The organism is Massilia yuzhufengensis (assembly GCF_900112225.1).
Classification (GTDB): Bacteria; Pseudomonadota; Gammaproteobacteria; order Burkholderiales; family Burkholderiaceae_D; genus Telluria; species Telluria yuzhufengensis.
This window is the reverse complement of record NZ_FOLD01000012.1, coordinates 19,895-46,244: the sequence shown is the minus strand read 5'-3', so window position 1 is coordinate 46,244 and position 26,350 is coordinate 19,895. Positions and strand designations below refer to the sequence as shown.

Sequence of the window (26,350 nt, the reverse complement as noted above, 5' to 3'; positions counted from 1 at the left end):
CTTATCCATGTTGAGTTTCCTGTCCGATTGCGGCGGCCAACACCATTTCCTGGGTCAAGCCCTGGTTCACGAAATTCCCGCGCAGCCTGCCCTCGCCCATCACCAGCACGCGGTCGGACACGCCCAGCACTTCGGCCAGTTCGGACGACACCATGATGATCGAGATGCCCTGGGCCGCCAGCTCCAGCATCAGCTTGTAGATCTCGTACTTGGCGCCGACGTCGACGCCGCGCGTGGGCTCGTCGAGAATCAGCACCTTCGGGTTTGTCAGCAGCATCTTGGCCAGTACCGCCTTCTGCTGGTTGCCGCCCGAGAGCGCCGTGATCGGCAGCGACGGGCTGGCGGTCTTGAGTCCCATGCGCCGGATCTGCCCGGCCACCTCGCCCGCTTCGCGTCCTTCGTCGATGCGCGACAGCGTGGAAAAGCGCTCCAGCACCGACAGCGTGATGTTCGCGCCCACCGACAGGTCGCGCACGATGCCATGCTGCTTGCGGTCTTCCGGCACCAGCGCGAAGCCGGCCTTGATTGCTTTGAGCGGGGTCGAGGTATCGACCCGCGCACCGTCCAGCCAGACTTCGCCCTCGTAGGCGCCGGGATAGGAGCCGAAGATCGCGGTCACCAGCTCGGTGCGCCCGGCGCCCACCAGCCCGGCGATGCCGAGGATCTCGCCGCGCCTGAGCTGGAAGGACACGTCGTCGACCTTCTTGCGCTGCGGCTGGTCCGGGTCGCGGCAGGTGATGTGGCGCGCTTCCATGACCACCTCGCCCACTTCGTGCGGCAGCGACGGATACAGCTGGTTCATCTCGCGCCCGCACATCTGGGCGATGATGCGGTCGACGTTCATCTGCGCCATGGCGGTGGTGGCGATATGCTTGCCGTCGCGGATCACCACCACGGTGTCGCAGATCGCCGCCACTTCCTCGAGCTTGTGCGAGATGTAGACGCAGGCCACGCCCTTGGCCTTGAGCTCGCGGACGATCTCGAGCAGCACGGCGATCTCGGAGGCCGTGAGCGAGGCCGATGGCTCGTCCAGGATCAGCAGGCGCGCCTTCTTGTTCAGGGCCTTGCCGATCTCGATCAGCTGCTGGTGGCCGCCGCCGTAGTTTTTTACGGGCAGCACCACGTTCACGTCGGGCAGCTTCAGCTCGCGCAGGATGTCCTCGGCGCCGCGGTTCATGGCTGGGTAGTCCAGGCGGCCGCCCGGCAGGGTTGGCTCGTTGCCGAGATAGATGTTCTCGGCCACCGACAGCTCGGGCACCAGCATCAGCTCCTGGTGGATGATGATGATGCCGGCGGCCTCCGTCTCGCGCACCGAGCGCGCGCAGAGCAGCTGGCCATCGAGCAGGATCTCGCCGTCCCAGCTGCCGTGCGGGTAGACCGCTGACAGCACCTTCATCAGGGTGGACTTGCCGGCGCCGTTCTCGCCGCACAGGCCGATGCATTCGCCGGGCCGGATCGCCAGGTCGATGCCGTCCAGGGCCGGGACACCGTCGAATCGCTTCGCGATGCCCTTCATTTCAAGCAGGTAGGGTGACATTCGAGGTTCGCTCATGCGCGCCGCCCCACCCCGGGCCGGCTGGCGCGAGGCAGGAGCGGCGCTGGTTGCTGCCGCGGCTTACTTGCCGGCCAGTTGCGCCTGGGTGTAGAAACCGTCCTTCACCAGCATATCGATGTTGGACTTGTTCAGCAGGATCGGCTTGAGCAGCAGGCTGTCGACGTTCTTGACGCCGTTATGCAGCTTGGCGTTGTAGGCCGGCTTCTCGCCGCGCACCAGTTGTACCGCGAGCTGGGCTGCCGTGCCGGCGATCTGGCGCAGCGGCTTGTAGACGGTCATGGCCTGGGTGCCGCCGATCACGCGGCGCACCGCCGCCAGGTCGGCGTCCTGGCCCGAGACCAACACCTTGCCGGCCAGCTTCTGGGTGGCCAGCGCCTGGATCGCGCCGCCGGCGGTGGCGTCGTTGGAGGCGACCACGGCGTCGATCTTGTTGCCGTTGGCGGTCAGCGCGTTCTCGACGATGGCCATGGCTTCGGACGGGCTCCAGTCCTTCACCCACTGCTTGCCGACGATCTTGATGTCGCCCTTGTCGCTAAGTGGCTGCAGCACCTTGAGCTGGCCTTCGCGCAGGATCTTGGCGTTGTTGTCGGTTGGCGCGCCGCCCAGCAGGTAGTAGTTCCCTTTCGGCTTCTGGGACACCAGCGCCTGGGCCTGCAGTTCGCCCACCGCCTTGTTGTCGAAGGAGATGTAGGCATCGACGTCGGCGTTCAAAATAAGGCGGTCGTACGACAGCACCTTGATCTTGGCCTTCTTCGCTTCGCGGATGGCGCTACCCAGCACTGTCGAGTTGTAGGGAACGATCACCAGCACGTCCACGCCGCGCGAGATCAGGTTCTCGATCTGGGCGATCTGGCGCTGCTCGCTGGCGTCGGCCGACTGCACGTAGACCTTGGCGCCCAGCTTCTCGGCGGCGGCCGTGAAGTAGTCGCGGTCGCGCGCCCAGCGTTCCAGGCGCAGGTCGTCGATCGAGAAGCCGATCTTCGGGTTCTTGGCGTCGGCCAGGGCGAAGCCGCTCGAGAACATCAGGGAGCCTGCGAAGCAGGCCAGGCCGACTGCCTTGATCATCTTTTTCATTGTTGCGTCTCCAGTAAAATTATTATGTATTCGGTTCAGTGATTATGACGCGGCATGTCGTGGCCCACGCCGCGGTACGGCACGGCCAGTTCCATGCAGGCGCCGGTGTGCAGCTGGCCCACGGTCGCGCGGTAGATTTCCTGCCACGGCGTCTGGCTGGCGGGAATCGCAGGCGGCGCATCCTGGCGCCGGGCTTCCAGTTCTGCATCGGCCAGCAGCACGTCGCAGCTGCCAAGGTTCAGGTCCACCCGCACGATGTCGCCGGTGCGCAGCAGGGCCAGGTTGCCGCCTGCCGCGCTCTCTGGCGAGGCGTTCAGGATCGACGGGCTGTCCGAGGTGCCGGACTGGCGCCCGTCGCCCAGGGTCGGCAGCGCACTGATCCCCTGCCGTATCAAGGCGTCCGGCGGCTGCATGTTGACCACTTCGGCCGAGCCGGGCCAGCCCAGCGTGCCCGAGCCGCGGATCACCAGCATGGTGCGCTCGTCGATGCCCAAGGCCGGGTCGTTGATCCGCTGATGATAGTCGTCCGAGCCGTCGAACACCACGACCCGGCATTCGAAACGGTTCTCCGAACCCGGCGTGGACAGGTAGCGCTCGCGGAAGCTGGGCGAGATCACGCTGGTCTTCATGATCGCGAAATCGAACAGGTTGCCCGTCAAGACCAGGAAGCCTGCGCGTTCCTTGAGCGGTGTATCGAAGGGGCGGATCATCTCGCGGTCATGGCTTTCGCGGCCCAGCAGGTTCTCGGTCATGGTGCGGCCCGTTACGGTCGCGCGCTTCGTGCGCAGCAGCCCCTGTTGCTCGAGCTCCCACATGATGGCGGGGGTGCCGCCCGCGCGGTGGAAGCGCTCGCCCAGGTATTTACCGGCCGGCTGCATGTTCAGCAGCAGCGGCACATCATAACCGTACGCCATCCAGTCCGCCGTCGAAATCTCGACCCCGGCGTGGCGCGCCATCGCCACGATGTGCGGCTGGGCGTTGGTGGAGCCGCCGATGGCGGCATTGACCACGATCGCATCCAGGAAGGCGTCGCGCGTCAGGACCTGGGACGGGCGCAGGTCCTCAAAAGCCATTTCAACGATGCGGCGGCCGGTTTCATAGGCCATCTGGCCGCGCTCGCGGTAGGGCGCGGGAATGGCCGAGCAACCGGTGAGGGACATCCCGAGTGCTTCGGCCACCGCGTTCATGGTCGATGCCGTGCCCATGGTGTTGCAATGGCCGCTCGAGGGCGCCGAGGCAGCCGCGATCTGGATGAACTTTTCTTCGTCGATTTCGCCGGCCGCCAGGCGGCGCCGGCCCTTCCAGATCGCCGTACCGGAGCCCACCAGTTCGCCCTCGAACCAGCCGTCCAGCATCGGCCCGCCGGACAGCACGATGGCCGGCAGGTCGACCGTGGCGGCGGCCATCAGCTGGGCCGGGGTGGTCTTGTCGCAGCCGGTGGTCAGCACCACCGCGTCGATCGGGTAGCCGTGCAGGATCTCGACCAGGCCGAGGTAGGCCAGGTTGCGGTCCAGCGCCGCGCTCGGGCGGCGGCAGTTTTCGAAGATCGGGTGCAGCGGGAACTCCATCGGGATGCCGCCGGCGTCGCGGATGCCGTCGCGCACGCGCTTGGCCAGCTCCAGGTGAATGCGGTTGCAGGGCGAGAGGTCGCTGCCGCTCTGGGCGATGCCGATGATCGGCTTCCCGCAGCGCAGTTCTTCCGGCGTGATCCCGTAGTTCATGAAGCGCTCCAGATACAGCGCCGTCATGTCGATCCGTTCTTCGTTGTCGAACCAGTCCTGGGACCGGAAACGTCGTTTGCTGTTCTGCTGTTTCATGCGCCGTACCATCCCGCGTCGACAAAGTATTCACGCCCGCTGCAGCGCCGCCCACTGCTCGAAGCCAGGAACAGCGCCAGCGCCGCCACGTCCTGCATCTCGACCCGCTCGGGGATGCACTGGCCGGCGAGGATACGCGCCTCTTCTTCCGGCGTATGCCACAGGGCCTGCTGGCGCGGGGTGCGCACGGCGCCCGGCACCACGGTGTTGGCGCGGATCCCGAACTTGCCGAGGTCGCGCGCCATCCCGCGCGTCATGCCCTCGATGCCGGCCTTGGCCGTCATGTACAGGGCCAGCTGGGACGAGGCCAGGTGCCAGGAGATCGAACCGAAGTTCAGGATCACGCCATGCCCCTGGCGCTTCATGCCGGGAATGACGGCCTGGGCGCAGAAGAACTTCTGGCGCAGGTTGACCGCCATGCGGCCGTCCCAGTAGGCCGGGGTGACATCCTCGATCTCGTGGCGCTCGTCGTTGGCGGCGTTATTGAGCAGGATGTCGACCGTGCCGGCCTCCTGCTCGATGGTGGAAAAGGCGGCCGTCACGGCGTCCAGGTCGGTCAGGTCGCATTCGAGGAAGCGCGGTGCGTGCTGCGCGGCGCCGAGCGATGCCACCAGGGCGCGCGAATCGTCGCCGGCGATGTCAAGGAACCAGACGCGCGCGCCCTGCCCGGCAAAGGCCGTGACCAGTTCGGCGCCGATGCCGCTGCCGCCGCCGGTGATGACGACGCGCTTGCCGGCCAGGTCGTGGAAGGTCGGGTAGACCAGGGAATGCTGGGTGTTGTCTTGCATGAGTCTTGTATCGTTCCGGTCAGGCAGTAAGCTGCGCCAGCAGGCCGCGCCGCGCAAGGTTGCGGTACAGCGCGCGCACGCCGAAGGTCCAGGGCGCGATCTGGTCGCTGCGCCCGACGGTATTGACCAGCGTGCCGAGCGCCGGCGTCGAGATGCTGACGCGGTCGCCCGCATGGTGGGTGAAGCCGCCGCCGGCCGCGTCGCGGTCATTGATCGGCGAGAACATCGTGCCCAGGAAGAGCATGAATCCGTCCGGGTACTGGTGGTGCTCGCCCCAGGTCTGGGCCACCAGGTCGAGCGGGTCGCGGCTGATCTCGCGCATGCGGCTGCGGCCTTCGAGCACGAAGCCGTCGTCCACGCCTTCGATCAGCATGCCCACTTCGGCCTGGCGCAGCGTGTCGAGGGTGAAGCCGCCGTCGAACAGGCGGACGAAGGGGCCGATCGCGCAGGAGCCGTTGTTGTCCTTGGCCTTGCCCAGCAACAGGGCGCTGCGGCCCTCGATGTCGCGCAGGTTGACGTCGTTGCCCAGCGCCGCCCCCACCACCTGGCCGCGGCTGTTCACCGCCAGCACGATTTCCGGTTCCGGATTGTTCCAGTGCGACGAAGGATGCAGGCCCACCTGGGCGCCATGGCCCACCGCCGACATCGGCTGCGACTTGGTAAATACTTCGGCGTCCGGACCGATGCCCACTTCCATGTACTGCGACCACAGGCCGTGGCCGGACAGCTCGGCCTTCAGGCGCATTGCCGCCTCGGAGCCGGGCTTGATGTCCGCGAGGTTGGCACCGATCGATCCCTGCAGCTGGGAGCGCAGTTCCGCAGCGCGCACCGGATCGCCCTTGGCCCGCTCTTCGATCACGCGCTCCAGCAGGCTTACCGCGAAGGTGACGCCGCAGGCCTTGATCGCCTGCAGGTCGCAGGGCGCCAGCAGCGCGATGCCGCCCGGCGCCGCTTGCCCGGCGGCGGCAGCGTCCACCAGCTGGGCCGCTTCGTCCAGGTCTTCGCCGGCCGCGTCGCGCACGATGGCAAGCAGGTCGTCGCGCTCGAACAGGTCGGCCACGGTGGCCGCATGGGCGCTGATATCGACCAGCCGGCCGCCGCGCACGGCGACGACGGCCGGGCCGTCGACCGGGGCCGGGCGCCATACGCGGCCGACCAGCAAGGCCTGGCCAGCGTCGTCGGGAAGCAAATTGGTGTGCTTGTTTGTCATGTTGCTGCTCTTGTCCTTCGCTGCGTATCGTCGAAACCAAGTTGCTCGGGCCATCCCTGCGCCCACTCTTCTTGCCACTCTACGAGTCTAGGTGCGGGCCCGGACGACGTCAAATCGATAATGACCGACCCCCGTTATGAAATTTCGTCCGGCCGCACAAAGGGCTGTTTCCCTCTGGCGGAAGCTCATATGCTGTATCGGCGGACCCGGAACTTGGCAGGAACTTGTAGGGTGGCCGGCTTCGCCGGCCGCGCATTCACATGACCGACGCATTGTGGCAGCGCGCATTGGGGCTGGACGCGCGGCCGGGGAACCCGGCCACCCTACGATTAGCTGACCGGCATGACCGCAAACGAACATTCTTCAGGAGACCGCTGTGCGTATTGCCTTAGTAGCCGGAGGTGGCTGATGTATCTCGGTATCGATCTCGGCACCTCGGAAGTCAAATTGCTCCTGATGGGAGAAGCGGGCGACGTCGTCGCCACGGCCGGTGCGCCGCTCACGGTATCGCGCCCGCAGCCGAAGTGGTCGGAACAGGATCCGGCCCAGTGGTGGGCCGCAACCCGGGCGGCGATGCGGGAGCTGCGCGCCGCGCACCCTGCGGCATTGTCGCGGGTGCGGGCAATCGGCCTGTCCGGACAGATGCACGGCGCGGTGCTGCTCGACGCCCAGGACCGGGTGCTGCGCCCGGCCATCCTGTGGAACGACGGCCGCAGCCACGCGGAATGCACGCTGCTGACCGAGCGGGAACCGCGCCTGCCGGCGATCACCGGCAACCTGGCCATGCCCGGCTTCACGGCGCCCAAGCTGGCCTGGGTGGCGCGGCATGAGCCGGACGTATTCGGGCAGGTCGCCACCGTGCTGCTGCCCAAGGACTACCTGCGCCTGCTGCTCACTGGCGACAAGGTGTCCGAGATGTCCGACGCCGCCGGCACCCTGTGGCTGGACGTGGCCCGGCGCGACTGGTCCGACGCCATGCTGGACGCGACCGGCCTGGCGCGCAGCCAGATGCCGCGCCTGGTCGAGGGCTCGGCCCCATCGGGCGGCCTGCTGCCCGCGCTGGCCGCGGAGTGGGGCATGCCCCCCGGCGTCATCGTGGCCGGCGGCGGCGGCGACAACGCCGCCAGCGCGGTCGGCATCGGCGCCACCCGCCCTGGCGAAGGCTTCATTTCGCTCGGCACCTCGGGCGTGCTGTTCGTGGTCACCGACCAGCTGCGCGCCAACCCGGATTCGGCGGTCCACGCTTTCTGCCACGCCCTTCCCGGTCGCTGGCACCAGATGTCGGTGATGCTGTCGGCGGCCAGCTGCCTGTCCTGGGTCACCCGCGCCACCGGCGCGGGGCACGAAGCCGCCCTGCTGCCGGAAGCGCGCGACCTGTCCAGCGCCCAGCAGCAGGCTGCGCCCCTGTTCCTGCCTTACCTTTCCGGCGAACGCACGCCCCACAACGACCCGCATGCGCAAGGCGTGTTCTTCGGCCTGGGGCACGATACCAGCCGCGGCGCGCTGGCCTACTCGGTGCTGGAAGGCGTCGCCTTCGGCATGGCCGACGGCCTGGCGGCCCTGCGCGCGGCCGGCACCGAGGCCGGCACCCTGTCGCTGGTGGGCGGCGGCGCGCGCAGTCCCTACTGGTCGCAGCTGCTGGCCGACACCCTCGCCCTCCCCATCGTCACCCATGCCGAAGGCAGTGCCGGGGCAGCGCTGGGCGCTGCGCGCCTGGCCGCCCTGGCCGACGGCCAGCCCGAAGAACAGGCATGCGCGCCGCTCGCGGTCGTGCAGCGTTTCGAACCGGAGTTTGAGCGCCATGGCGCGCTGATGCAACGCTACCGGCGCTACCAGGCGCTCTACGGCCAGTTGCGGTCCCTGTTCCAGCAGGCAGCGCCGGCCTGACACCGAACCACCCCATACAACCATCAAGGAGACACCATGCACCACACCGAAGCACCGAGCATTTTCGCCGACATCGCCCCTGTGCGCTTCGAAGGCAAGGACAGCGACAACCCGCTGGCGTTCCGCTACTACGACAAGGACCGCCTGGTCCTGGGCAAGCGCATGGAAGACCAGCTGCGCATCGCCGCCTGCTACTGGCACAACTTCTGCTGGACCGGGCTCGATCCCTTCGGCGGCCAGACCTTCATGCGCCCCTGGTTCGAAGGCGGCACCCCGCTCGCGCTGGCCGAACAGAAGGCCACGCAGGCCTTCGACTTCCTCGAGCGCCTGGACGTGCCCTACTACTGCTTCCACGACCGCGACGTCGCGCCGGAAGGGTCGACCCCGCGCGAGAGCCGCGAGCACTTCCTGCACATGGCCGAACGCCTGGCCGCCCACCAGGAGCGCACCGGCGTCAAGCTGCTGTGGGGGACGGCGAACCTGTTCAGCCATCGGCGCTACATGTCGGGCGCCGGCAGCAACCCGGACCCGGAAATCTTTGCCATGGCGGCCCTGCAGGTGCGCGATGCGATGAACGCCACCCGCCAGCTGGGCGGCGAGAACTACGTGCTGTGGGGCGGGCGCGAAGGCTACGAGACCCTGCTCAACACCGACATGGCGCGCGAACTGGACCAGCTGGGCCGCTTCCTCACGCTGGCGGTGGAGCACAAGCACAAGACCGGCTTCAAGGGCACGATCCTGATCGAACCCAAGCCGCGCGAGCCGAGCAAGCACCAGTACGATTTCGACACCGCCACCGTGTACGGCTTCCTCAAGCGCTACGGCCTGGAACACGAAGTAAAGGTCAACATCGAAGCCAACCATGCGACGCTGTCGGGCCACAGCTTCGAGCACGAGATCGCCACCGCGGCGGCGCTGGGCATCTTCGGCAGCCTCGATATCAACCGCGGCGACCCGCAACTGGGCTGGGACACCGACCAGTTCCCGAACAACGTGCCGGAAACTGCAATCGCCCTGTACCACGTGATGCAGGCGGGCGGCTTCACCACCGGCGGCTGCAATTTCGATGCCAAGGTACGGCGCCAGTCGATCGACCCGGTCGACCTGATGCACGGCCACGTGGGCGCGATGGACGTGCTGGCGCGCGGCTTGCTGGACGCGGAAAAGCTGATCACCGATGGCCGCCTGGCCAGCGAACTCGAAGGACGCTACCGCGGCTGGCAGGCGCCGCTGGGCCAGGACATCATGAAAGGCGGCATCGACCTCGATGGCCTGGCCGAGCACGTCCTGGCGCGCAACCAGGATGTCGTTCCCGTCTCGGGGCGCCAGGAGTATCTGGAAAACCTGGTCAACCGCATCCTGTGACCACCACAATGTGCCGGCGCCGGCACATTGTGAAAACCACCAACAGGCATAGCAATTCTGTCCAGACCAGCAGCGAGCATTGGTCAGGCCAAAATCCTTCTGCTAATCTGCCTCCAAGCTAAAATAACCCCAATAAAACCATGGGCACGATGGAGACAAACAGCAGCAGCGCCGCGCCGGGCCACCCGGCATTGGCGGCCCTCGCGACCGACGCCGGTGCGCGCCCGCCGCGGCGCGAACGGCGCCCCTACCAGCTGGTCGCCAGGCGCGTGCACGAACTGGCCATCGCCTCGGCGATTGGCCCGGGCGGGCGGCTTCCCTCCGAACGCGAACTGGCCGTGTCCCTCGCGGTCAGCCGTGCCTGCCTGCGCCAGGCCCTGGCCTTGCTCGAACTGGACGGCATCGTCGAAGTGCGCTCCTGTTCCGGGATCTACCTGCGCGCACTGCCGCAGCCCGGCCCCGGCCCGTTCGAACTACTGTCGGCGCGCCGCCTGATCGAGCCCGAAATGGCGGCGATGGCGGCGCGCGTGGCGACCGACAGCGGCATCGCGGCGATCCATGCCGCCGCCGACGCGCTCGAGCAGGTGCAGCGCGCCGGGCCGGGCGACCGGGGCGGCTCGGAGCAGGCCGACCGCCATTTTCACCTGACGCTCGCCCATGCGACCGGCAACGCGGCGCTGGCCAGCATGCTGGAACACCTGTGGAGCCAGCGCGGCGGCCTGTGGCACACCCTGGCCCAGCTGCTCGACGCCGGCGAAGCGCGCGAAGAAACGCTGGCCGACTACCGCCGCATCGTGGCCGCGGTAAGCGCGCGCGATCCTGCCGGCGCGCGCAATGCGATGCGCACGCACCTGGAGCGCTTCACCCGTCCCCTGTCGCGCGGGTGAGCAGCCGGATTCCACGCGCGCCCCTGACGGGCGCCCACTTCATCGATTTGAAAGTGCAGACATGAGTTTCAGGACACCCGCCATCGCGGCACTGCTCTCCGCGTCCCTGTGCGCACCGGCCGTCGCCGCCTGCCCGGCCGCCTGGTGCGACGACTTCGAGCGCGGCGCCGCCGGCTGGCGCCTCGACGGCGGCGGCGCGCTGCAGGTCCAGCCGCAGGCCGGCGGCGCCAACCGCGTGCTGCTGCTGCCTGCCGGTGCGCAGGCGCTGGCCACCGACCCGGCCGCGGGCCGACTGGCCGGCGCCGACTACTACCTGGAAGCGCGCCTGCGGCCGGCGCCGGCGCAGCCCGACGCAGCGCGCCGCGCCGTCCTGCTGGTGCGCTATGCCGACCCGCGCAACTGGGTCGGCGCGGCCGTCAACATCCAGCCCGGCAAGCCGAGGCTGAGCGTGGAACTACTTCAAATGCGCGACGGCCAGTTGAACCGCTTGCGCCAGATGGGCAAGGACAGTGCGCCGGCAGGCGCGTTCCAGACCCTGCGCGTGGAGCTGGCCGGCAGCGAGCTGGCGGCATGGCTCGACGGCGAGCGCGTCGCGGCAAGCCTGCCTGCGCCGGCGCCGGCGGGCGGCGCCGCCCTGCTGGCCGAACAGGGCGCGGTCGAGTTCGACGACCTGCGCATGGGGCAGGCCGGCGAGCGCCCGGGCCGCATCGCACTGGCGCAGCGCAGCGCCACCATCAGGCTGCACGCCGGCGAAGTGCAGCGCTATGCGCTCAGCGCCGTGGCCGGCGACGGCGCCACAACGCTGCCACTGGTCGCGGCGTCCAGCGACCCGTCGGTGGCCCAGGTGGCCATCGATGGCGGCGCGCTGGTGGTGACCGCTCGCGGCGCCGGCAGCGCCATCCTCAGCGTCGCGGATGCGCGCAACGGCAACGTGGCCACCGCGATCGGCGCGGCCGTCGGGCCGGCGTTTGCAGCACGGGGCGAGGCCAGGGCGCTGGCGGGGCGGCTTTCGCCCGCAGCCGGCGCCTCGGGCGTCCAGGCCGACACGCTCCTGCGCATCCGCTTCGACAGCCCGCCAACGCTGGGTGCGAGCGGTTCGGCGCGCATCTACCGCGCCAGCGACGGCGCGCTGGTCGACGTCGTGCGCCTGGGCGAGGAAATCGACGCCATCGGCCCTGCCGGCCAGGAAGTCAGGCGCGTCGTGCGCTTCAGCCCGATCCGCATCGACGGCAACACGGCCGTGATCCAGCTGCACAGCGACAAGCTCGATTACGGCGCCGACTACCTGGTGGCCGTCGATGCCGGCACCTTCCGCGGCGCGTCGATCGGCGGCAAGCCCTTCGAAGGCATCGGCGAAGGCGCGGGATGGCGTTTCCGCACCCGGGCACAGGCGCCGACAGGCCACAGCTTCAGCGTGGACGATGACGGCCCGGCGGACTTCCGCAGCGTGCAGGGCGCGCTGAACCACGCCATGCGCAGCCTGCCGCGCGCCGACGCGGTGCGCATCCGCATTGCCAACGGCCGCTACCACGAACTGCTCTACCTGCGCGGCAAGGACCGCGTCCACCTGCACGGCGAGAGCCGCGACGGCGTCGTGATCGGCGCGCTCAACAACGACGGCATCAATCCCGGTTCGGGCAGCGGCCAGCCGCTGCAGTCGCCGGCGGCCATGGGCGGGCGCTCGGTGTTCCTGGCCGAAGACACCGACCTGCTTACGCTCGACCACCTCACCATCGTCAACCCGACGGTGCGCGCCACCAGCCTGGGCGGCCAGGCCGAAGCCCTGCACTACAGCAGCGACCGCGGCCGCCTGGTGGTGCGCGACAGCGCCTTCTTCAGCGAGCAGGACACGATCCTGGTGAAGGGCTACTCCTGGTTCTACCGCAGCCTCGTCGCCGGCAACGTGGACTTCATCTGGGGCAGCAACCGCGCCGCCCTGTTCGAAGAGAGCGAAATCCGCTCGGTGGGCGACAGCGCCCAGCCCAAGGGCGGCGGCTACATCGTGCAGGCGCGCACGGTCGATCCGCTCGATGCGGGCTTCGTCTTCCTGAACAGCCGCCTGACCCACGGCCCTGGGCCGGCCGGCAACGACGTGCCGCCCGGGGCCACCTGGCTGGCGCGCCCCGGCCCTTCCGGCCTGGGCGACAAGGTCGTGTTCATCCACTGCCGCATGGACGCGCACGTGGCGCCGGCCGGCTGGGCGCTGCCAAAGACCATCGCGCCGGGCGCCCAGCCGGGCGCCGGCTGGCTGGAGTACGGCAGCATGGACCTGGCCGGCCAGCCGCTCGACCTCTCCACGCGGATCGGCGGCCGCGTGCTTGCGCCCGGCGAAGCGGCCCGCTACGCCACCCGCGCCCGCGTATTCGCCGGCTTCGACAACGGCAAGGGCTGGGAGCCCATGCCCGAACAGGCGCGCGAACATCGCCACTAGACCCCTATTCACCATCCAACCACCATGCATCCCATGACAACGACCACCTTCCGCACCCCGCGCCGCGTCGGCGCCCTCCTCGCGCTGGCCCTGCTGGCCGCCGGCTGCCAGACCGCGCCAGGCAAGCAAGCCTGGGTCGCCGACCTGGGCAACGGCCGCTACCAGAACCCCATCCTCAACGCCGATTACTCCGACCCGGACGCGGTGCGCGTGGGCGACACCTACTACATGACGGCGTCGAGTTTCAACAGCGCGCCCGGCCTGCCGCTGCTGCAGTCGAAAGACATGGTCAACTGGACCCTGGTCGGCCACGCCCTGCCCAAGCTGGTGCCGGCAGCGCACTTCGCCACGCCGCGCACCGGCGCCGGCGTGTGGGCGCCCTCGCTGCGCCACCACGACGGCAAGTTCTGGATCTTCTACCCCGACCCGGACTTCGGCATCTACGTCGTCACCGCCAAGGACTTCGCCGGTCCGTGGAGCGAGCCGCACCTGCTGTTGCCGGGCAAGGGCCTGATCGACCCGGCCCCGCTGTGGGACGAGGACGGCAAGGCCTGGCTGATCCACGCCTGGGCCAAGAGCCGCGCCGGCATCAACAATGTGCTGACCCTGCGCAGCATGTCCCCGGACGGCAGGCGCCTGCTCGACAGCGAGGGCAAGGTCGTCATCGACGGCAACAAGCTGCCCGGCTACCGCACCCTGGAAGGCCCCAAGCTGTACAAGCAGGATGGCTGGTACTACGTGTTCGCGCCGGCCGGCGGCGTCGAGGAAGGCTGGCAGTCGGTGTTTCGCTCGCGCAGTATCGCCGGCCCCTACGAAGACCGCATCGTCATGGAACAGGGCGACACTGTCATCAACGGCCCGCACCAGGGCGCCTGGCTGCGCACGCCTGAAGGCAAGGACTGGTTCGTGCACTTCCAGGACCGCAAGGCCTATGGCCGCGTGACCCACCTGCAGCCGATGGCCTGGACCGATGGCTGGCCCCTGATCGGCCAGCCCGGCCCGAAGCCGGGCGTGGGTAACCCGGTCACCAGCTGGATCAAGCCGGTCGCCGGCCAATCGCTGGCGGTGCCGCCGACCAGCGATGAATTCAATGGCGCCACCCTGGGCCTGCAATGGCAGTGGCATGCCAACCCGCAGGCCGGCTACCATTCGCTTGCGGCCCGCCCCGGCCACCTGCGCCTGCCGGTGCTGGCCGTGCCGGAATCGAAAGCCTATGTGCGCGCGGCGCCGAACATCGTGACCCAGAAGCTGCCGGCCACCGCGTTCACGGCCGAGACCCGCATCGAGCTGCAGGGCGCCAGGGACGGCGACCGCGCTGGCCTGATCCTGAACGGCCAATCCTACGCCGCCCTCGGCCTGCGCCAGCAGGGCGGCGCGCTGCAGCTGGTCTACACCACCTGCACCCCGTTCAAGCCGCGCTGCACCGAGAGCGAGACCGTGCTGCTGCCGCAGGCGCCGAATGCGGTGAGCCTGCGCATGGTGATGAAAGAAGGCGCGCAGGCGCAGTTCCTGTACAGCGTGGACGGCAAGGACTTCACGCCGGCCGGCGCACCCTTCGCCGCCACCAAGGGCCACTGGGTGGGCGCGCAAATGGGCCTGTACAGCGCCAGCGAGGCCGCCACGCCGTCCGGCGCCTGGCTCGACGCCGACTACTTCCGCGTGAGCCGCTGAGCATGGAGCGGACACTCCCCCTGCTGCTGGCCGTATTGTTCGCGGCCGGCGCGGTGCAGGCCGCCGGCCCCTACCGCAACCCGGACAACAAGAACCTGTCCGACCCGCTGGAAGGCACTTACCCGGTGCCCTACAAGCTGCCGGTGGCCGCCGAGATCACCGCGCAACTGGAACGCGTGCGCGGTTTCATCGACCGCGCCACGCCCAGCCGCATCGTCGACCGCAAGACCGGGCAGCCGGTCACCGACTTCGGCGCGCCGGTGGCCTCCGCCTTCGTGGAAACCTCGCCCAACGATTTCGGCATCATGAACTACGAGATGGGCGTGGTGCATGCGGGCCTGATGAACATGCGCGCCCTCACCGGCGACGCGGGGTGGACCGCGCTCACCGAGCGCCACCTGGCCTTCTTCAAGGAGCGCACGCCCTACTTCCGCGCCCAGGAAGAGCAGTTCAAGCTGGGCCGCGCCAACAGCTTCGCGCGCTTCATCAAGCCGCATGCGCTGGACGACGCCGGCTCCATGACCGCCGCCATGATCCGCGCGCGCCTGGCCGGCATCGGCCCCGACCTGTCGCAGCAGATCGCCACCAGCGGCGACTGGGTGCACAAGCAGCAGGTACGCCTGAAGGATGGCACGCTGGCGCGCAACCGGCCGCAGGCCTGGTCGGTGTGGGCCGACGACATGTACATGAGCATTCCCGCGCTGGCCGAACTGGGCCGCTTCAGCGGCGAGCGGCGCTACTTCGACGACGCGGTGAAGAACGCGCTGCAGCTGTCCGGCTACCTGTTCAACAAGGAAGTGGGCCTCTACACCCACGGCGTGCACCTGCACGCGCCGGACGCGCCGCAGTTCTACTGGGGCCGCGCCAACGGCTGGGCGGTGCTTGCCATCTCCGACCTGCTGGACGTGCTGCCCAAGACCCACCCCGGCTACAAGAAGGTCCTGGCCCAGCACCGCCGCGCGCTGCTCGGCATCGCCCGCCAGCAGTCCGGTTCCGGCCTGTGGCACCAGATGCTGGACCGCCACGATTCCTTCCTCGAGACTTCCGGCAGCGCGATGTTCGTCTATGCCATCGCGCATGCCATCAACCAGGGCTGGATCAGCCCCACCACCTACTGCAGCATCGCCCAGGCCGGGTGGGCCGGCGTGTCGTCACGCATCAACCCGGAAGGCGGGATCGAGGATGGCGTGGTGGCCACCACCCTGGCGGGCGACCATGTCTACTACTACAACCGCCCGGTCAGCGTGAACGCGATGGCAGGCTACGGGCCGGTGCTGCTGGCCGGAGCCGAGATCATCAAGCTGCTGAACAACCCGAATGTCGTCATCACCGACAAGGTGAAGACCTACCACTACCGACCGAAGACGCCATGAAGCCCCTGCTTACCACTCCCGCGAACCCGCGACGCCGCGCCCTGATCAAGGGCGCCGGCGCCGCCTCGGCCCTGGCGGCGGCAACGCCGGCGCTGGCCGCGCTGCCCGCCGACCCGTGGGCGCACGCGGACCAGATCCGCGCGCGCTTCGCCAAGCCGCTGGTGTTCCCGAAGCGCGATTTCCCGATCACCGCCCACGGCGCAAAGCCCTGCCGGATGGTGACGGTGCAGGCCTACCTGGACAGCGACCAGGGCGTCAAGACCGATGTGCAGACCCCGGCGCCCGGCGCGCCGGACGCGTATCCGGCGATTGCGGCGGCCATCGCAACGGCCAGCAAGGCCGGCGGCGGGCGCGTGCTGATCCCGGCCGGCCACTGGCTTTGCAAGGGCCCGATCGTGCTGCTGTCGAACGTGCACGTCCACCTGGCCAAGGGCGCGCAGGTGCACTTCAGCGCCAACCCGGCCGACTACGCACGCCATGGCGAATTCGACTGCGGCGCCAACGGCAGGCTGTCGCTGTCGCGCTGGCAGGGCAACGACTGCCTGAACTACACGCCCATGGTTTACGCGCGCAACCAGCGCAACATCGCCATCACCGGCGAAGACTGGAGCAGCGTGCTCAATGGCCAGGGCGGCGTGACGTTCGAGGATGGCAGCGGCGAACACTGGTGGGCCTGGAGCGGCAAGACCGCCGTCAACGCACATGCGCGGCAGGGCGTGACCAACCCGCGCAACCCGGAATCGCTGGCGGACCTCGCCCCCGGCATCAAGGCCGAGGACCTGGCGCGCATCGCGTCCGCCCCCAACTGGCGCAGCGACGAGAAGTTCCTGCCGGCGCTGTCCGAAGCGCGCGTACCGGTCGAAAAGCGGGTGTTCGGCAAGGGCCACTACCTGCGTCCCTGCATGATCGAATTCATCGGCTGCACCGACGTGCTGATGCAGGGCTACCAGGTGGTGGCGACGCCGTTCTGGATCCACCACCCGGTTGATTGCCGCAAGCTGCAGCTCTCGCGTGTGCGCATGGAAAGCATGGGACCGAACTCGGACGGCTTCGACCCCGAATCCTGCGACATCGTGCTGATGGACGGCTGCACCTTCAATACCGGCGACGACTGCATCGCGATCAAGGCCGGCAAGGCCAACGACACCCAATACGGCCCCACCCGCAACGTGGTGCTGCAGGACAGCATCATGAATTCCGGCCACGGCGCCATCACCCTGGGCAGCGAGATGGGCGGCGGCATCGAGCACGTGTATGCGGAAAGGCTCGACGTGCGCAACATGCACTACAAGACCGACCCGCTGGGCACGGCCGTGCGCCTGAAAACCAATATGGCGCGCGGCGGCTTCCTGCGCCACTTCTACGTGCGCGACCTGACCCTGCCCAATGGCGTGAAGCTCAAGCCGGGCTTCTACAAGCCGATGCCGGGCAGCCCGGTGCCGGCCCAATTGGCGGCCACCGGCGGCGGCGCGGTGATCACTTTCGACTGCGACTACGCCGCCGCCTTCGATACCATCCGCAACCGTCCGCCGCAGGTCTCGGACGTGCACATCTCGCGCATCAAGGTGGCCGACGTCGCCACGTCGGGCGGGGCGTTCTCGTGCTACCAGGCCTTCGTGGTCATGGGCCCGGTCGCGCACAGCTACAACGGCAGCGAGAACAAGCCGGTGCATGCGATCACCAACATCAGCATCAGCGACTGCGACTTCGGCACGCCGATCAACGGCGACAAGCCCTGGTACGCCTACAACGTGCAGGGCCTGAAGCTGCGCAACGTGCGTATCGGCGGCAAGCGCTTCGACACCGACATCACTGCCTGACAAGCAGCAGGCAGCAGCGGCGCCATGCGGCCGGCCTACCCGGTCCGCATGGTGTGCGGCGTCGCGCCCACGCCTTTTATCCGGGGCGTTGCGGCGGCCACGCGAACGGATTACAAAATCCGCCAACCGAGATGTCGATTCTTTCCAAAAGCGCCGACAGCCATCGCTTGCCGAAATCCGATCTGCTAGCATTTTTACATAACGAAAAATGGGCCCTTGGGGATGCCCTCGAGGCAGCACGCAAGCCCACCGACATCGACACGTTGCGACCCGTGAAACGGGCGCCGACAACAATACCAAAGGAGACAAGCCACATGACCATCGACCCGCAACAGGCGGTGCACCGCCCTTCCCCGTTCACGGCATCCGCGCGCGCCGCGCCGCGCCAGGCCTTCCAGTTCCATCCCCGCCACATGAGCGTTGCCGTGTCGCTGGCCCTGGCATCGCTGGTCGCCAGCAATGCCGCCATGGCCCAGGATGCGCAAGCGGCGCAGCCGGCCCAGGAACAGGTGGAGGACGACGGCAAGATCAGGCAGGTGAAGGTGGTCGCCACCCGCGCCTCGCAGCAGTCGAGCATCGAGCGCAAGAAGAATGCGGCCACCGCGATCGACTCCATCGTCGCCGAAGACGTCGGCTCGCTGCCGGACCGGAACGTGGGCGAGGCGATCTCGCGCATGGCCGGCATCGCGTTGGACCGCGGCGACTTCGGCGAAGGCGTGAGCGTGGCCGTGCGCGGCAACGGCCCCGACCTCACCCGCATCGAGCTCGATGGCCAGGGCGTGCAATCGGCCGGCGGCACCGACATGGCCGGCGGCGGCAGCGGGCGCGGCGTCGAGTTCCGCCAGCTGTCGGCGGACCTGATCAAGAGCGTGGACGTGGTCAAGGGTTCCACCGCCGACATGACCGAAGGCTCGCTCGGCGGCGGCATCCGGATCCAGACCCGCAGCGGCCTCGATTTCAAGAAGCCGTTCGCGTCGCTGCGCGTGGCGGGCTCGCAAAGCTCGCTGAACAAGAAGTGGCAGCCCGACTCCAACCTGATCCTGTCGGATAAATTCCTCAATGGCCGTCTCGGCCTGCTGCTGAACGCCTCGTCCACCATCATGGGCAACGAAGCGCACTCGGTGCAGGTGTCCAACGCGGCCCGTGCCGGCTACTCCCGCCTGGCCGACTTCGACAATTCCCCCGAGAAGACCTTCAGCTTCCTGCCGGGGACGATGAACCAGGCCGACGCCAACACCAAGGCGCCGCTGCTGCAGTCGCCGCTCACCGCCGGCGGCTTCTTCAATTCGGCCACGCCGCTGGACGTGCTGACCAAGTCGGCCGCGGCCAAGACCAAGGCCGAGTGCTACGCCGCCTTCCCTTCGCTGACCGCGGCCCAGAGCGCGGCGATCGTGTCGGCCAACCGCGGCCAGGCGGCGTCGCAGCGCGCCAATGAGCTCATCACCTGCCTGAACCAGTGGAGCGACTACACGCCGTCGAACATCCGCTCGTTCGTCAAGCGCGAGGAAGACAAGCGCCAGAACCTGGACCTGCGCGCCGACTTCAAGGTGAACAACGACCTGACCGTGTATGCGAAGGGCAGCTACAACCGCCGCTACAACGACATGCACCAGCTGACCTACAGCCTGGGCGGCGTGAAGGTCAACCCGACCGGCGCCAACGCGGTGTACAGCCCGACCTACAACGGCCCGGCCTTCATCGACAACCTGCCGGCCGGCACCCGCGTGCCGGCGCCAGGCTCGGGCTACTACAGCTACGACACCCCGACCCAGGCCACCAACACCCTGCTGCAAAGCTCGGTGGCCAACATCGTGCCGGGCTCGATCGTGACGGACGGCAGCCACCACCTGACCAAGTACACCATCACCGACGCCGCCGGCATCACCGACCAGACCCGCGAGTACGCCAAGACCATCGCCAAGTACCTGCAACTGGGCGGCAGCTACAAGAACGGCGGCCTGTCGGCCGAATTCTTCGTCGGCCTGGCCACCTCGGACTTCGAGCGCGAGCAAAAGCGCCTGGCCTTCAATAATTACTACGGCCCGGTGACCATGAGCGTGCTGCCGAACGGCCTGTGGGGGTACGAACTGCCGGCCGGGAGCAACTTCAACCAGGCCGACCCGGCCCAGTACGCGATCGGCTACCCGGGCGCCGCGACCGGCGTGGTCAGGACCAGCCCGACCAATACCCGCCCGGCGCCGGCCTACACCGCCGCCCAGCAGCCGCTGCTGACCCAGCAGCCGAGCACCTATTACAACCCGCGCCTGATGGAGAGCGAAGAGCGTACGGCCAAGCTCGACCTGACCTACCGGCTGCCGCAGCACATCCCGTTCTTCACCCGTCTCAAGTCCGGTTTCAACCTGCGCGACACGATCAAGAACAGCTGGGACCCGAACAGCGGCAACAGCGGCGGCTACACGGTGAAGGCGGCCATCGGCACCTTTGGCGCGGCCGACTACGTGCCGGCCGTGATGCTGCCGACGCCGATCATCCGCAGCACCTTCAATGGCTGCCAGGACACCGTCGGCTCGCTCGGCGTGGGCGGCAACGCTTGCCAGTTCGGCTTCGTGCCGAGCGCCGACCCGCGCCATGCGCTCAACGGCAATACCACGCTGACCCTGCAGCAGTTCCAGAGCCTGCTGGCCCAGACCCTGACCGGCAAGGCGACGCAAACCGGCTTCTTCTCCGGCGCCAAGGACCGCCCGGCGGGCCTGATCGAGAACTGGACCGAACTCGATGTGAACAAGGCCTTTAGCCTGGTGAACACGCCGAACCTGAACTTCGACTGCGTGAAGAAATGCGTGGCCAGCGACGGCAACACCTACGAACAACCCTTCCAGTACCTGAAGGAGCGTACCTCGGCCTTCTACCTGATGGGCGACTTCAAGCTCGACAACATTCCCTTCACCGGGCGCGCGCTGCCGTTCGGCTGGGAGCTCGAGGGTAACGTGGGCTACCGCTACGTGCGCACCAAGGTGCACGGCACCGGCATGATGACGCTGGGGACGGTCGCCATCGTGCCGGGCGTGTATGACCCGCTGCGGCCAAGCGCTCCAGGCGGCACCATCTCGAGCTCGATCTCGCAGGCGGTGTCGATCGACGAAACCAGCAACGACCACCTGCCGAGCGTGAACCTGGCGATGTGGCTGGTGCCGGACCAGTTCGTGGCCCGCTACAGCGGCGCCAAAACGGTGGCGCGTCCGCCGGTGAACTACCTGCTGCCGTCGGGCACCTGCATCTATGACGAAACCCTGGCCGACCGCGACCCGAACGCCACCCAGCGCTGCAGCGGCACGATCGGCAACCCGGCGCTGCAGGCCCAGACCAACGTCAACCAGAACCTGAGCTTCGAGTGGTATCCAAACCGGGACACGATGTTCTCGGTCGCCGCCTTCAAGCAGCAGGGCAAGATCGGCCCGGCGATCGGCCAGGGCGTGACCCGCCTGCCGCTGTCCGGCGGCAGCAGCCTGGTCGACCCGGTCACCGGCGTGGCGCTGGGCGACATCAACTTCGACTATTCGCTGTGGCAGAACGGCGCCGCAACCAGCCGCAAGGGCGTGGAATTCGGCACCAAGACCGCGTTCACCTTCCTGCCCTGGTTGCTGCGCTATACCGGCTTCGACGCGAACTACACCAAGCTGCGTTCGGCCACCTCGTCGGAAAACGTGGTCGACCTGCTGACCGGCACCCCGCTGCCGATCGCCCGCGAATCGAGCTATTCCTACAATGCCGCGCTGTGGTACGACGATGGCCGCTTCACCGCCCGCGTGGCGCTGCAGGCGGTGGCGTCCTACTTCAACTGCCTGGCCGGCTGCGGCTCGCAGGACGCCAACAACTACCCGGCCGCGGGTGTGACGAGCGGCATGGTGCGCTTCCCGTACAACCCGGGTTCGCCGAACTTCAAGGACTCGACCCGCTTCATCGACGCCAAGGTCGCCTACAAGATCCGGCCGAACATCGAGTTCTTCGTCGAAGCGCGCAACCTGGGCAACGCGACCACGTCGAGCAGCCAAGGGCAGTATGCGGCGTTCTCGGATGGCACGCCGAACCTGCTGGACTATGCGTATGCGGGCCGGCGGATCATGGTTGGACTGAACTTCAGGACGCTGTAAGACGCGTTAGCAGTACATAGAGAGGGGGACGGTGCATCGCACCGTCCCCCTTTGCTTTGCGTAGGGTGGTCGGCTCCGCCGACCGCGCGTTCGAATCGCGTATGCCGGGAGGCGAGCGTGTAGCGCCCCAGGGAGTTTGAACGCGCGGTCGGCAAAGCCGACCACCCTACCTTAATAGTTAAGCGCAAAAAAAATCGCCGGTGCCGACATGTGATTGTCGGCACCGGCGATGGGTTCGTGATGCGCTTAGTAGGCCTTCAGGACCTTCGTTCCACTGACTGCGATCTTCGCCGAGACGCCCGCCGCCTGCTTCACGCCACCCGGCTGCCCCCCACCGATCCACAGCGTTGCCGTCCCGGCCGGCACCACGCGCGTGCCCTTGGCGTCGACCACGCTCAGGGCCTGCGCGTCGAGCTTGAAACTGACTTTGCGGCTCTCACCGGCCTTCAGGTGGACCCGCTGGAAGGCCTTGAGCGCGCGGATCGGCGCGCCCTCGGCCGTGCGCGACACGTACAGCTGCACCACTTCGTCGCCATCGAGCTTGCCGCTGTTGCGCACATCCACCGACAGCTCGACGCCGTCGCCCGCCTTGACCGCCGCCTTGCCCAGCGTCGGCTTGCCGTAGGCGAAGCTGGTGTAGCTCAGGCCATACCCGAACGGGTACAGCGGCTCGCCGCCGAAGTAGCGGTAGGTGCGGTTCTTCATGCTGTAGTCGGCGAACGGCGGCAGCTGCTCGGCCGACTTGTAGAAGGTGACCGGCAGGCGCCCGGCCGGGCTGAAGTCGCCGGCCAGCAGTTCGGCCACCGCCTGGCCGCCCTCGCCGCCCGGATACCAGGCTTCGACGATGGCCGGCAGGTGCTTGTCGGCCCAGTTCACGCTCATCGCGCTGCCGTTCATCAGCACCAGCACCACCGGCTTGCCGCTCGCATGCAGGCTTTCGAGCAGCTTTTGCTGGGGCGCCGGCAGGTCCAGGGTGGTGCGGTCGCCACCGGCGAAGCCCGGGGCCTTGACGCTCATCGCCTCGCCTTCGAAGCGCGCCGTCAGGCCGGCGACGAACACCACCACGTCGGCGTCCTGGGCCGCCTTGAGCGCAAGCGCATCGCTCGAGCCGGGCTGGCTCCACTGCAGGCGGTGGTCGCCGCGCGCACCCTTCTGCATCGCCTCGACCCGGATCTTGTAGACCTGGCCGGCCTTGAGCTCGATGTCGGTGTCCGACGTCGGCCAGGCGATGTCCCACACGTCGGCGACCAGCTTGTCGTCGACCCAGATGCGGTAGCCGCTTTCGCCGGAATAGCGGAAGCTGTGGGCGCCGCTGTCGGCCGGGCGCAGGTAGCCGGTCCAGCGCGTCGAAGCGGCGCGTTCCTCGCGGGTCGGCGTGCCCCAGGCGACGCGGGCGTTCGGGTCGGACCGCAACGCCGATGGCGTGCCGGCCAGCCTGGTGCCCTTGAATTCCTCGGCCTTGATCCCGGGCTGGGTGCAGGCGGCGTCCAGGCAGAAGGCGCTGTCCGGGATGTTTTCCAGCGGCGGGCCAACCCAGCCGGTGCCTTCGACGAAGCTGACCTTCGACTGGGCGAAGCGGGCCTTGATGCCCGCAAATACGGTGATCGGCTGAGACGGCGTACCGTTGTAGTTGCCAACCAGCGAATCGACACTGTTGGCGTTGGGGCCGACGACGAGGATGCGGCCGGGCGCCTTCTTGAGCGGCAGCAGTCCATCGTTCTTGAGCAGGACCATCGATTCGCGCGCGGCGCGGGTCGACAGCGCGCGGTGCGCGGGCGTGTCGAAATCCTTGGCCGCGATCGCGGCGAACGGCCCCTGGCCCGGCTCGTCGAGCAGGCCGAGGCGCACGCGCGCCTCCATCAGGCGGCGCACAGCCTGGTCCAGCAGCGCTTCGGCAACCAGGCCCTGTTTGACGGCGTTGACCGTGATGGCCGGATCGGCCGTGTCCTTGTTGCCCGATGAGCAGAACAGGTCGGTGCCGGCCTTGATCGAAATGGCGGCCGCTTCTTCCGGCGTCTTGACGTAGCCGTGCTTGTTCGCCATGTGGATGTCGGCGATCGCGGCGCAATCCGACACCACGTGGCCGTCGAACTTCCACTGCGTGCGCAGGATGTCCTTCAGGTAGTGCTCATTGGCGCAGGCCGGGATGCCGTCGACCTTGTTGTAGGCGCACATGACCGCCTGGGCCTTGGCCTCGGTGACGGCGGTGTGGAAGGCCGGCAGGTAGGTGTCGACCACGTCGCGCGCCGAAGGATGGACGTCGAACTGGTGGCGGTCCGGCTCGGGGCCGCTGTGCACCGCGAAGTGCTTCACGGCGGCGACGGTCTTGGGAAATTCCGGATTGCTGCCCTGCAGGCCACGGATGAAGGCCGCGCCCATGCGCGCGGTGAGCACCGGGTCCTCGCCCCAGGTTTCCTGGCCGCGGCCCCAGCGCGGGTCGCGGAAGATGTTCACGTTCGGCGACCAGACCGTCAGGCCCGGGCCGCCGGCGATGCTGCCGTCGGGACGGCGCTTGGACAGGTACTTGGCGCGGAACTCGGTGGCGGTGGTGTCGGCCACTTCCTGGATCAGCTGCGGGTTCCAGCTCGCCGCCATGCCGATCACCTGCGGGAACACGGTGGCCTCGCCGGCCCGCGCCACGCCGTGCAGCCCCTCGTTCCAGTAGTTGAAGCCCGGGATCCCGAGGCGCGCGATGGCGGGAGCGCGGTGCTGGATCTGGGCCGCCTTTTCTTCCAGCGTCATCTGCGACACCAGCTTGGCCGCGCGCTGCTGCGCGGGCGACTGTGGCTGTGCCTGCGCATGGCTCGAGGTGGCCAGCGTGGCCAGGGTGGCTGCAACGATACGGCGCTTCGCGCCGGGGTGAAACCTCATGTTCTTGTCTCCTGTTGTGGGGGGTGCTTGATCCCGCGAGATGCTAGCAGAGCCCTTCGCCGCGGCGGACGCACCGCGTGCGATTTGCTCGAAATTGAAACGGGCCTTGGTGAATCTGGTGTTATGAAAACCGCCAACGGCTGGAGAATTTTTTGCAAGCCGAACACGCCCGTTCGGGCCAGACCATAATGCGCTGGCATAAAGCATAAAACCAACAGGAGACCACACGCATGCACCACCACTTCGCCCGTTACCTGGGCCTGGCCGCAAGCACCACCGCCGCCACCCTCATGCTCACCGCCTGCGGCGGCGGTGGCGACGACGACACCCAGCCTGCCCCAGCCAACGCGACCCGCGGCACGCTGGCCGTCAGCCTGATGACCGACGCACCGGCCTGCGGCTTCGACGCGGTCAATGTCACGGTCAGCAAGCTGCGCTTCCGCCAGGACTTCAACACCGACCCGGCCGCCACCGGCTGGACCGAGCTGACCCTGGCGCCGGCGCGCAGGATCAACCTGCTCAACCCGGCCAGCCTCCTCACCGGCGCGACCACCGACCTGGGCGAAGTTGCCCTGCCCACCGGCACCTACACCCAGATGGCCGTGGTGCTGGACGGCGGCGCCAACACAGTGCGGCTGGCCGGCGCGGCGGCCGACCTGCCGCTGGAAACCGCAAGCGCGGTGGCGAGCGGCATCCGCGTGCCGATCGACCTGAAGGTGGACGACGGCCAGAAACTCAAGCTCGTATTCGACTTCAACGCCTGCGAATCGATCCAGCTGCGCGGCGCCACCCATGTGCTCAAGCCGCGGCCGCGCCCACTGCCGGACGTCGCCGCCGGGATCGGCGGCTTCATCGAGACAGCGGCCCTGGCCAGCAACGTGGTGGTCACGGCGCAGAAAGGCGGCACCATCCTCGCCACCACCGTGCCGCATCCGTCGACGGGTGAATTCGTGCTGCCGCGCCTGCAGCGCGACAGTTACGACGTGGTGGTGCAGGCCAATGGACGCGCCACCGCCGTGATCGGCGCGGTGCCGGTCGGCGCCACCGGCTTTACCAGCGTGGCAACGCCGGCCAGCCCGATCCGCCTGGCGACCAGCGCGGTGAGCACGATTTCCGGACAGGTCACTTACGTCGCGCCGGCCGTGGCGCCAGCCGACGGTACCTGGATCATGGCCTCGCAATCGATCACGGCCGACCCGCTCCTGGGCACGCCGGCGACGACCGTCACCAACCGCCTGCAGCCGGTCGACCTGGCGACGGGGAACTACGCGCTGCCGAACCTGGCGCGCGCCTCGATCCAGTACGCGCCCTACAAGGCGGGCCAGCCACTGGCGCTGGCCAACGCGGCCACCAGCGGCGGCAATGGACGCTACCGCATTGAAGCGCTGGCCACCGGCTACATCAACAAGACCGGCACTTCGGCCAACATCAACGTCAGCAGCGGCAACGCCCCCGGCGTGAACATCTCGATGCCGTGATCGACGGCGCC

At 68.3% G+C, this 26,350-nt stretch carries 15 protein-coding genes; 9 read left to right on the top strand and 6 right to left on the bottom strand.

Going from position 1 to position 26,350, the window contains the following annotated elements; all coding sequences use genetic code 11:
* Position 1: 1 nt before the first annotated feature.
* The 5 genes from xylG to BM031_RS11985 all read right to left on the bottom strand — a co-directional run bounded on the left by xylG (position 2) and on the right by BM031_RS11985 (position 6,444).
* The gene (xylG, locus tag BM031_RS12005; RefSeq protein WP_091874809.1) at positions 2 to 1,537 is read right to left on the bottom strand and encodes a D-xylose ABC transporter ATP-binding protein; all 1,536 of its coding nucleotides are present in this window, start codon (positions 1,535 to 1,537) and stop codon (positions 2 to 4) included.
* 78 nt (positions 1,538 to 1,615) lie between these two features.
* On the bottom strand, positions 1,616 to 2,578 hold the full coding sequence (gene xylF, locus BM031_RS12000) for a D-xylose ABC transporter substrate-binding protein (protein WP_229408839.1): 963 nt from the start codon (positions 2,576 to 2,578) through the stop codon (positions 1,616 to 1,618).
* A gap of 86 nt (positions 2,579 to 2,664) precedes the next feature.
* The gene (locus tag BM031_RS11995; RefSeq protein ID WP_370660050.1) at positions 2,665 to 4,458 is read right to left on the bottom strand and encodes an IlvD/Edd family dehydratase; all 1,794 of its coding nucleotides are present in this window, start codon (positions 4,456 to 4,458) and stop codon (positions 2,665 to 2,667) included.
* Complete coding sequence (xylB, locus tag BM031_RS11990) at positions 4,443 to 5,234, bottom strand: D-xylose 1-dehydrogenase (protein ID WP_091874806.1); 792 nt, start codon at positions 5,232 to 5,234, stop codon at positions 4,443 to 4,445. The genes BM031_RS11995 and xylB (BM031_RS11990) overlap by 16 nt, the downstream gene beginning before the upstream one ends.
* Positions 5,235 to 5,253: 19 nt before the next feature.
* On the bottom strand, positions 5,254 to 6,444 hold the full coding sequence (locus BM031_RS11985) for a fumarylacetoacetate hydrolase family protein (protein WP_091874805.1): 1,191 nt from the start codon (positions 6,442 to 6,444) through the stop codon (positions 5,254 to 5,256).
* Positions 6,445 to 6,852: 408 nt separating this feature from the next.
* On the opposite strand from BM031_RS11985, the gene xylB (BM031_RS11980) reads away from it, so the two are divergent.
* The 8 genes from xylB (BM031_RS11980) (at position 6,853) to BM031_RS11945 (ending at position 21,990) form a co-directional block, all read left to right on the top strand.
* Entirely contained in the window at positions 6,853 to 8,331 is a 1,479-nt protein-coding gene (xylB, locus tag BM031_RS11980; protein ID WP_091874804.1) for a xylulokinase, read from the top strand.
* Positions 8,332 to 8,367: 36 nt separating this feature from the next.
* A complete protein-coding gene (gene xylA, locus BM031_RS11975) occupies positions 8,368 to 9,696 on the top strand; it encodes a xylose isomerase (RefSeq protein ID WP_091874803.1) in 1,329 nt (442 codons plus the stop codon).
* Between the two features lie 140 nt (positions 9,697 to 9,836).
* The gene (locus tag BM031_RS11970) at positions 9,837 to 10,583 is read left to right on the top strand and encodes a FadR/GntR family transcriptional regulator (protein WP_229408830.1); all 747 of its coding nucleotides are present in this window, start codon (positions 9,837 to 9,839) and stop codon (positions 10,581 to 10,583) included.
* 61 nt (positions 10,584 to 10,644) lie between these two features.
* Positions 10,645 to 13,014 (top strand): pectinesterase family protein, encoded by a 2,370-nt coding sequence (locus BM031_RS11965; RefSeq protein WP_143084570.1) that lies wholly within the window; start codon positions 10,645 to 10,647, stop codon positions 13,012 to 13,014.
* A gap of 33 nt (positions 13,015 to 13,047) precedes the next feature.
* Positions 13,048 to 14,685, top strand: coding sequence for a glycoside hydrolase family 43 protein (locus BM031_RS11960; protein WP_091874801.1), 1,638 nt, complete (start codon positions 13,048 to 13,050; stop codon positions 14,683 to 14,685).
* 2 nt (positions 14,686 to 14,687) lie between these two features.
* Positions 14,688 to 16,058: a glycoside hydrolase family 88/105 protein gene (locus tag BM031_RS11955; RefSeq protein ID WP_091874800.1), complete on the top strand. Its 1,371-nt coding sequence runs from the start codon at positions 14,688 to 14,690 to the stop codon at positions 16,056 to 16,058.
* The gene (locus BM031_RS11950; RefSeq protein WP_091874799.1) at positions 16,055 to 17,878 is read left to right on the top strand and encodes a glycoside hydrolase family 28 protein; all 1,824 of its coding nucleotides are present in this window, start codon (positions 16,055 to 16,057) and stop codon (positions 17,876 to 17,878) included. Before BM031_RS11955 ends, BM031_RS11950 begins: the two co-directional genes overlap by 4 nt.
* Positions 17,879 to 18,192: 314 nt before the next feature.
* A complete protein-coding gene (locus tag BM031_RS11945; protein ID WP_229408828.1) occupies positions 18,193 to 21,990 on the top strand; it encodes a TonB-dependent receptor in 3,798 nt (1,265 codons plus the stop codon).
* A 246-nt stretch (positions 21,991 to 22,236) separates the two neighbouring features.
* Here BM031_RS11945 and BM031_RS11940 read toward each other — a convergent pair whose 3' ends face one another.
* The gene (locus BM031_RS11940; protein ID WP_091874798.1) at positions 22,237 to 24,861 is read right to left on the bottom strand and encodes a glycoside hydrolase family 3 C-terminal domain-containing protein; all 2,625 of its coding nucleotides are present in this window, start codon (positions 24,859 to 24,861) and stop codon (positions 22,237 to 22,239) included.
* Between the two features lie 230 nt (positions 24,862 to 25,091).
* Here BM031_RS11940 and BM031_RS11935 point away from each other — a divergent pair, with 230 nt between their 5' ends.
* Positions 25,092 to 26,339 carry a DUF4382 domain-containing protein gene (locus tag BM031_RS11935; RefSeq protein WP_091874797.1) on the top strand — a complete coding sequence of 416 codons (1,248 nt, stop codon included), beginning with the start codon at positions 25,092 to 25,094 and terminating at the stop codon, positions 26,337 to 26,339.
* Positions 26,340 to 26,350 lie beyond the last annotated feature (11 nt).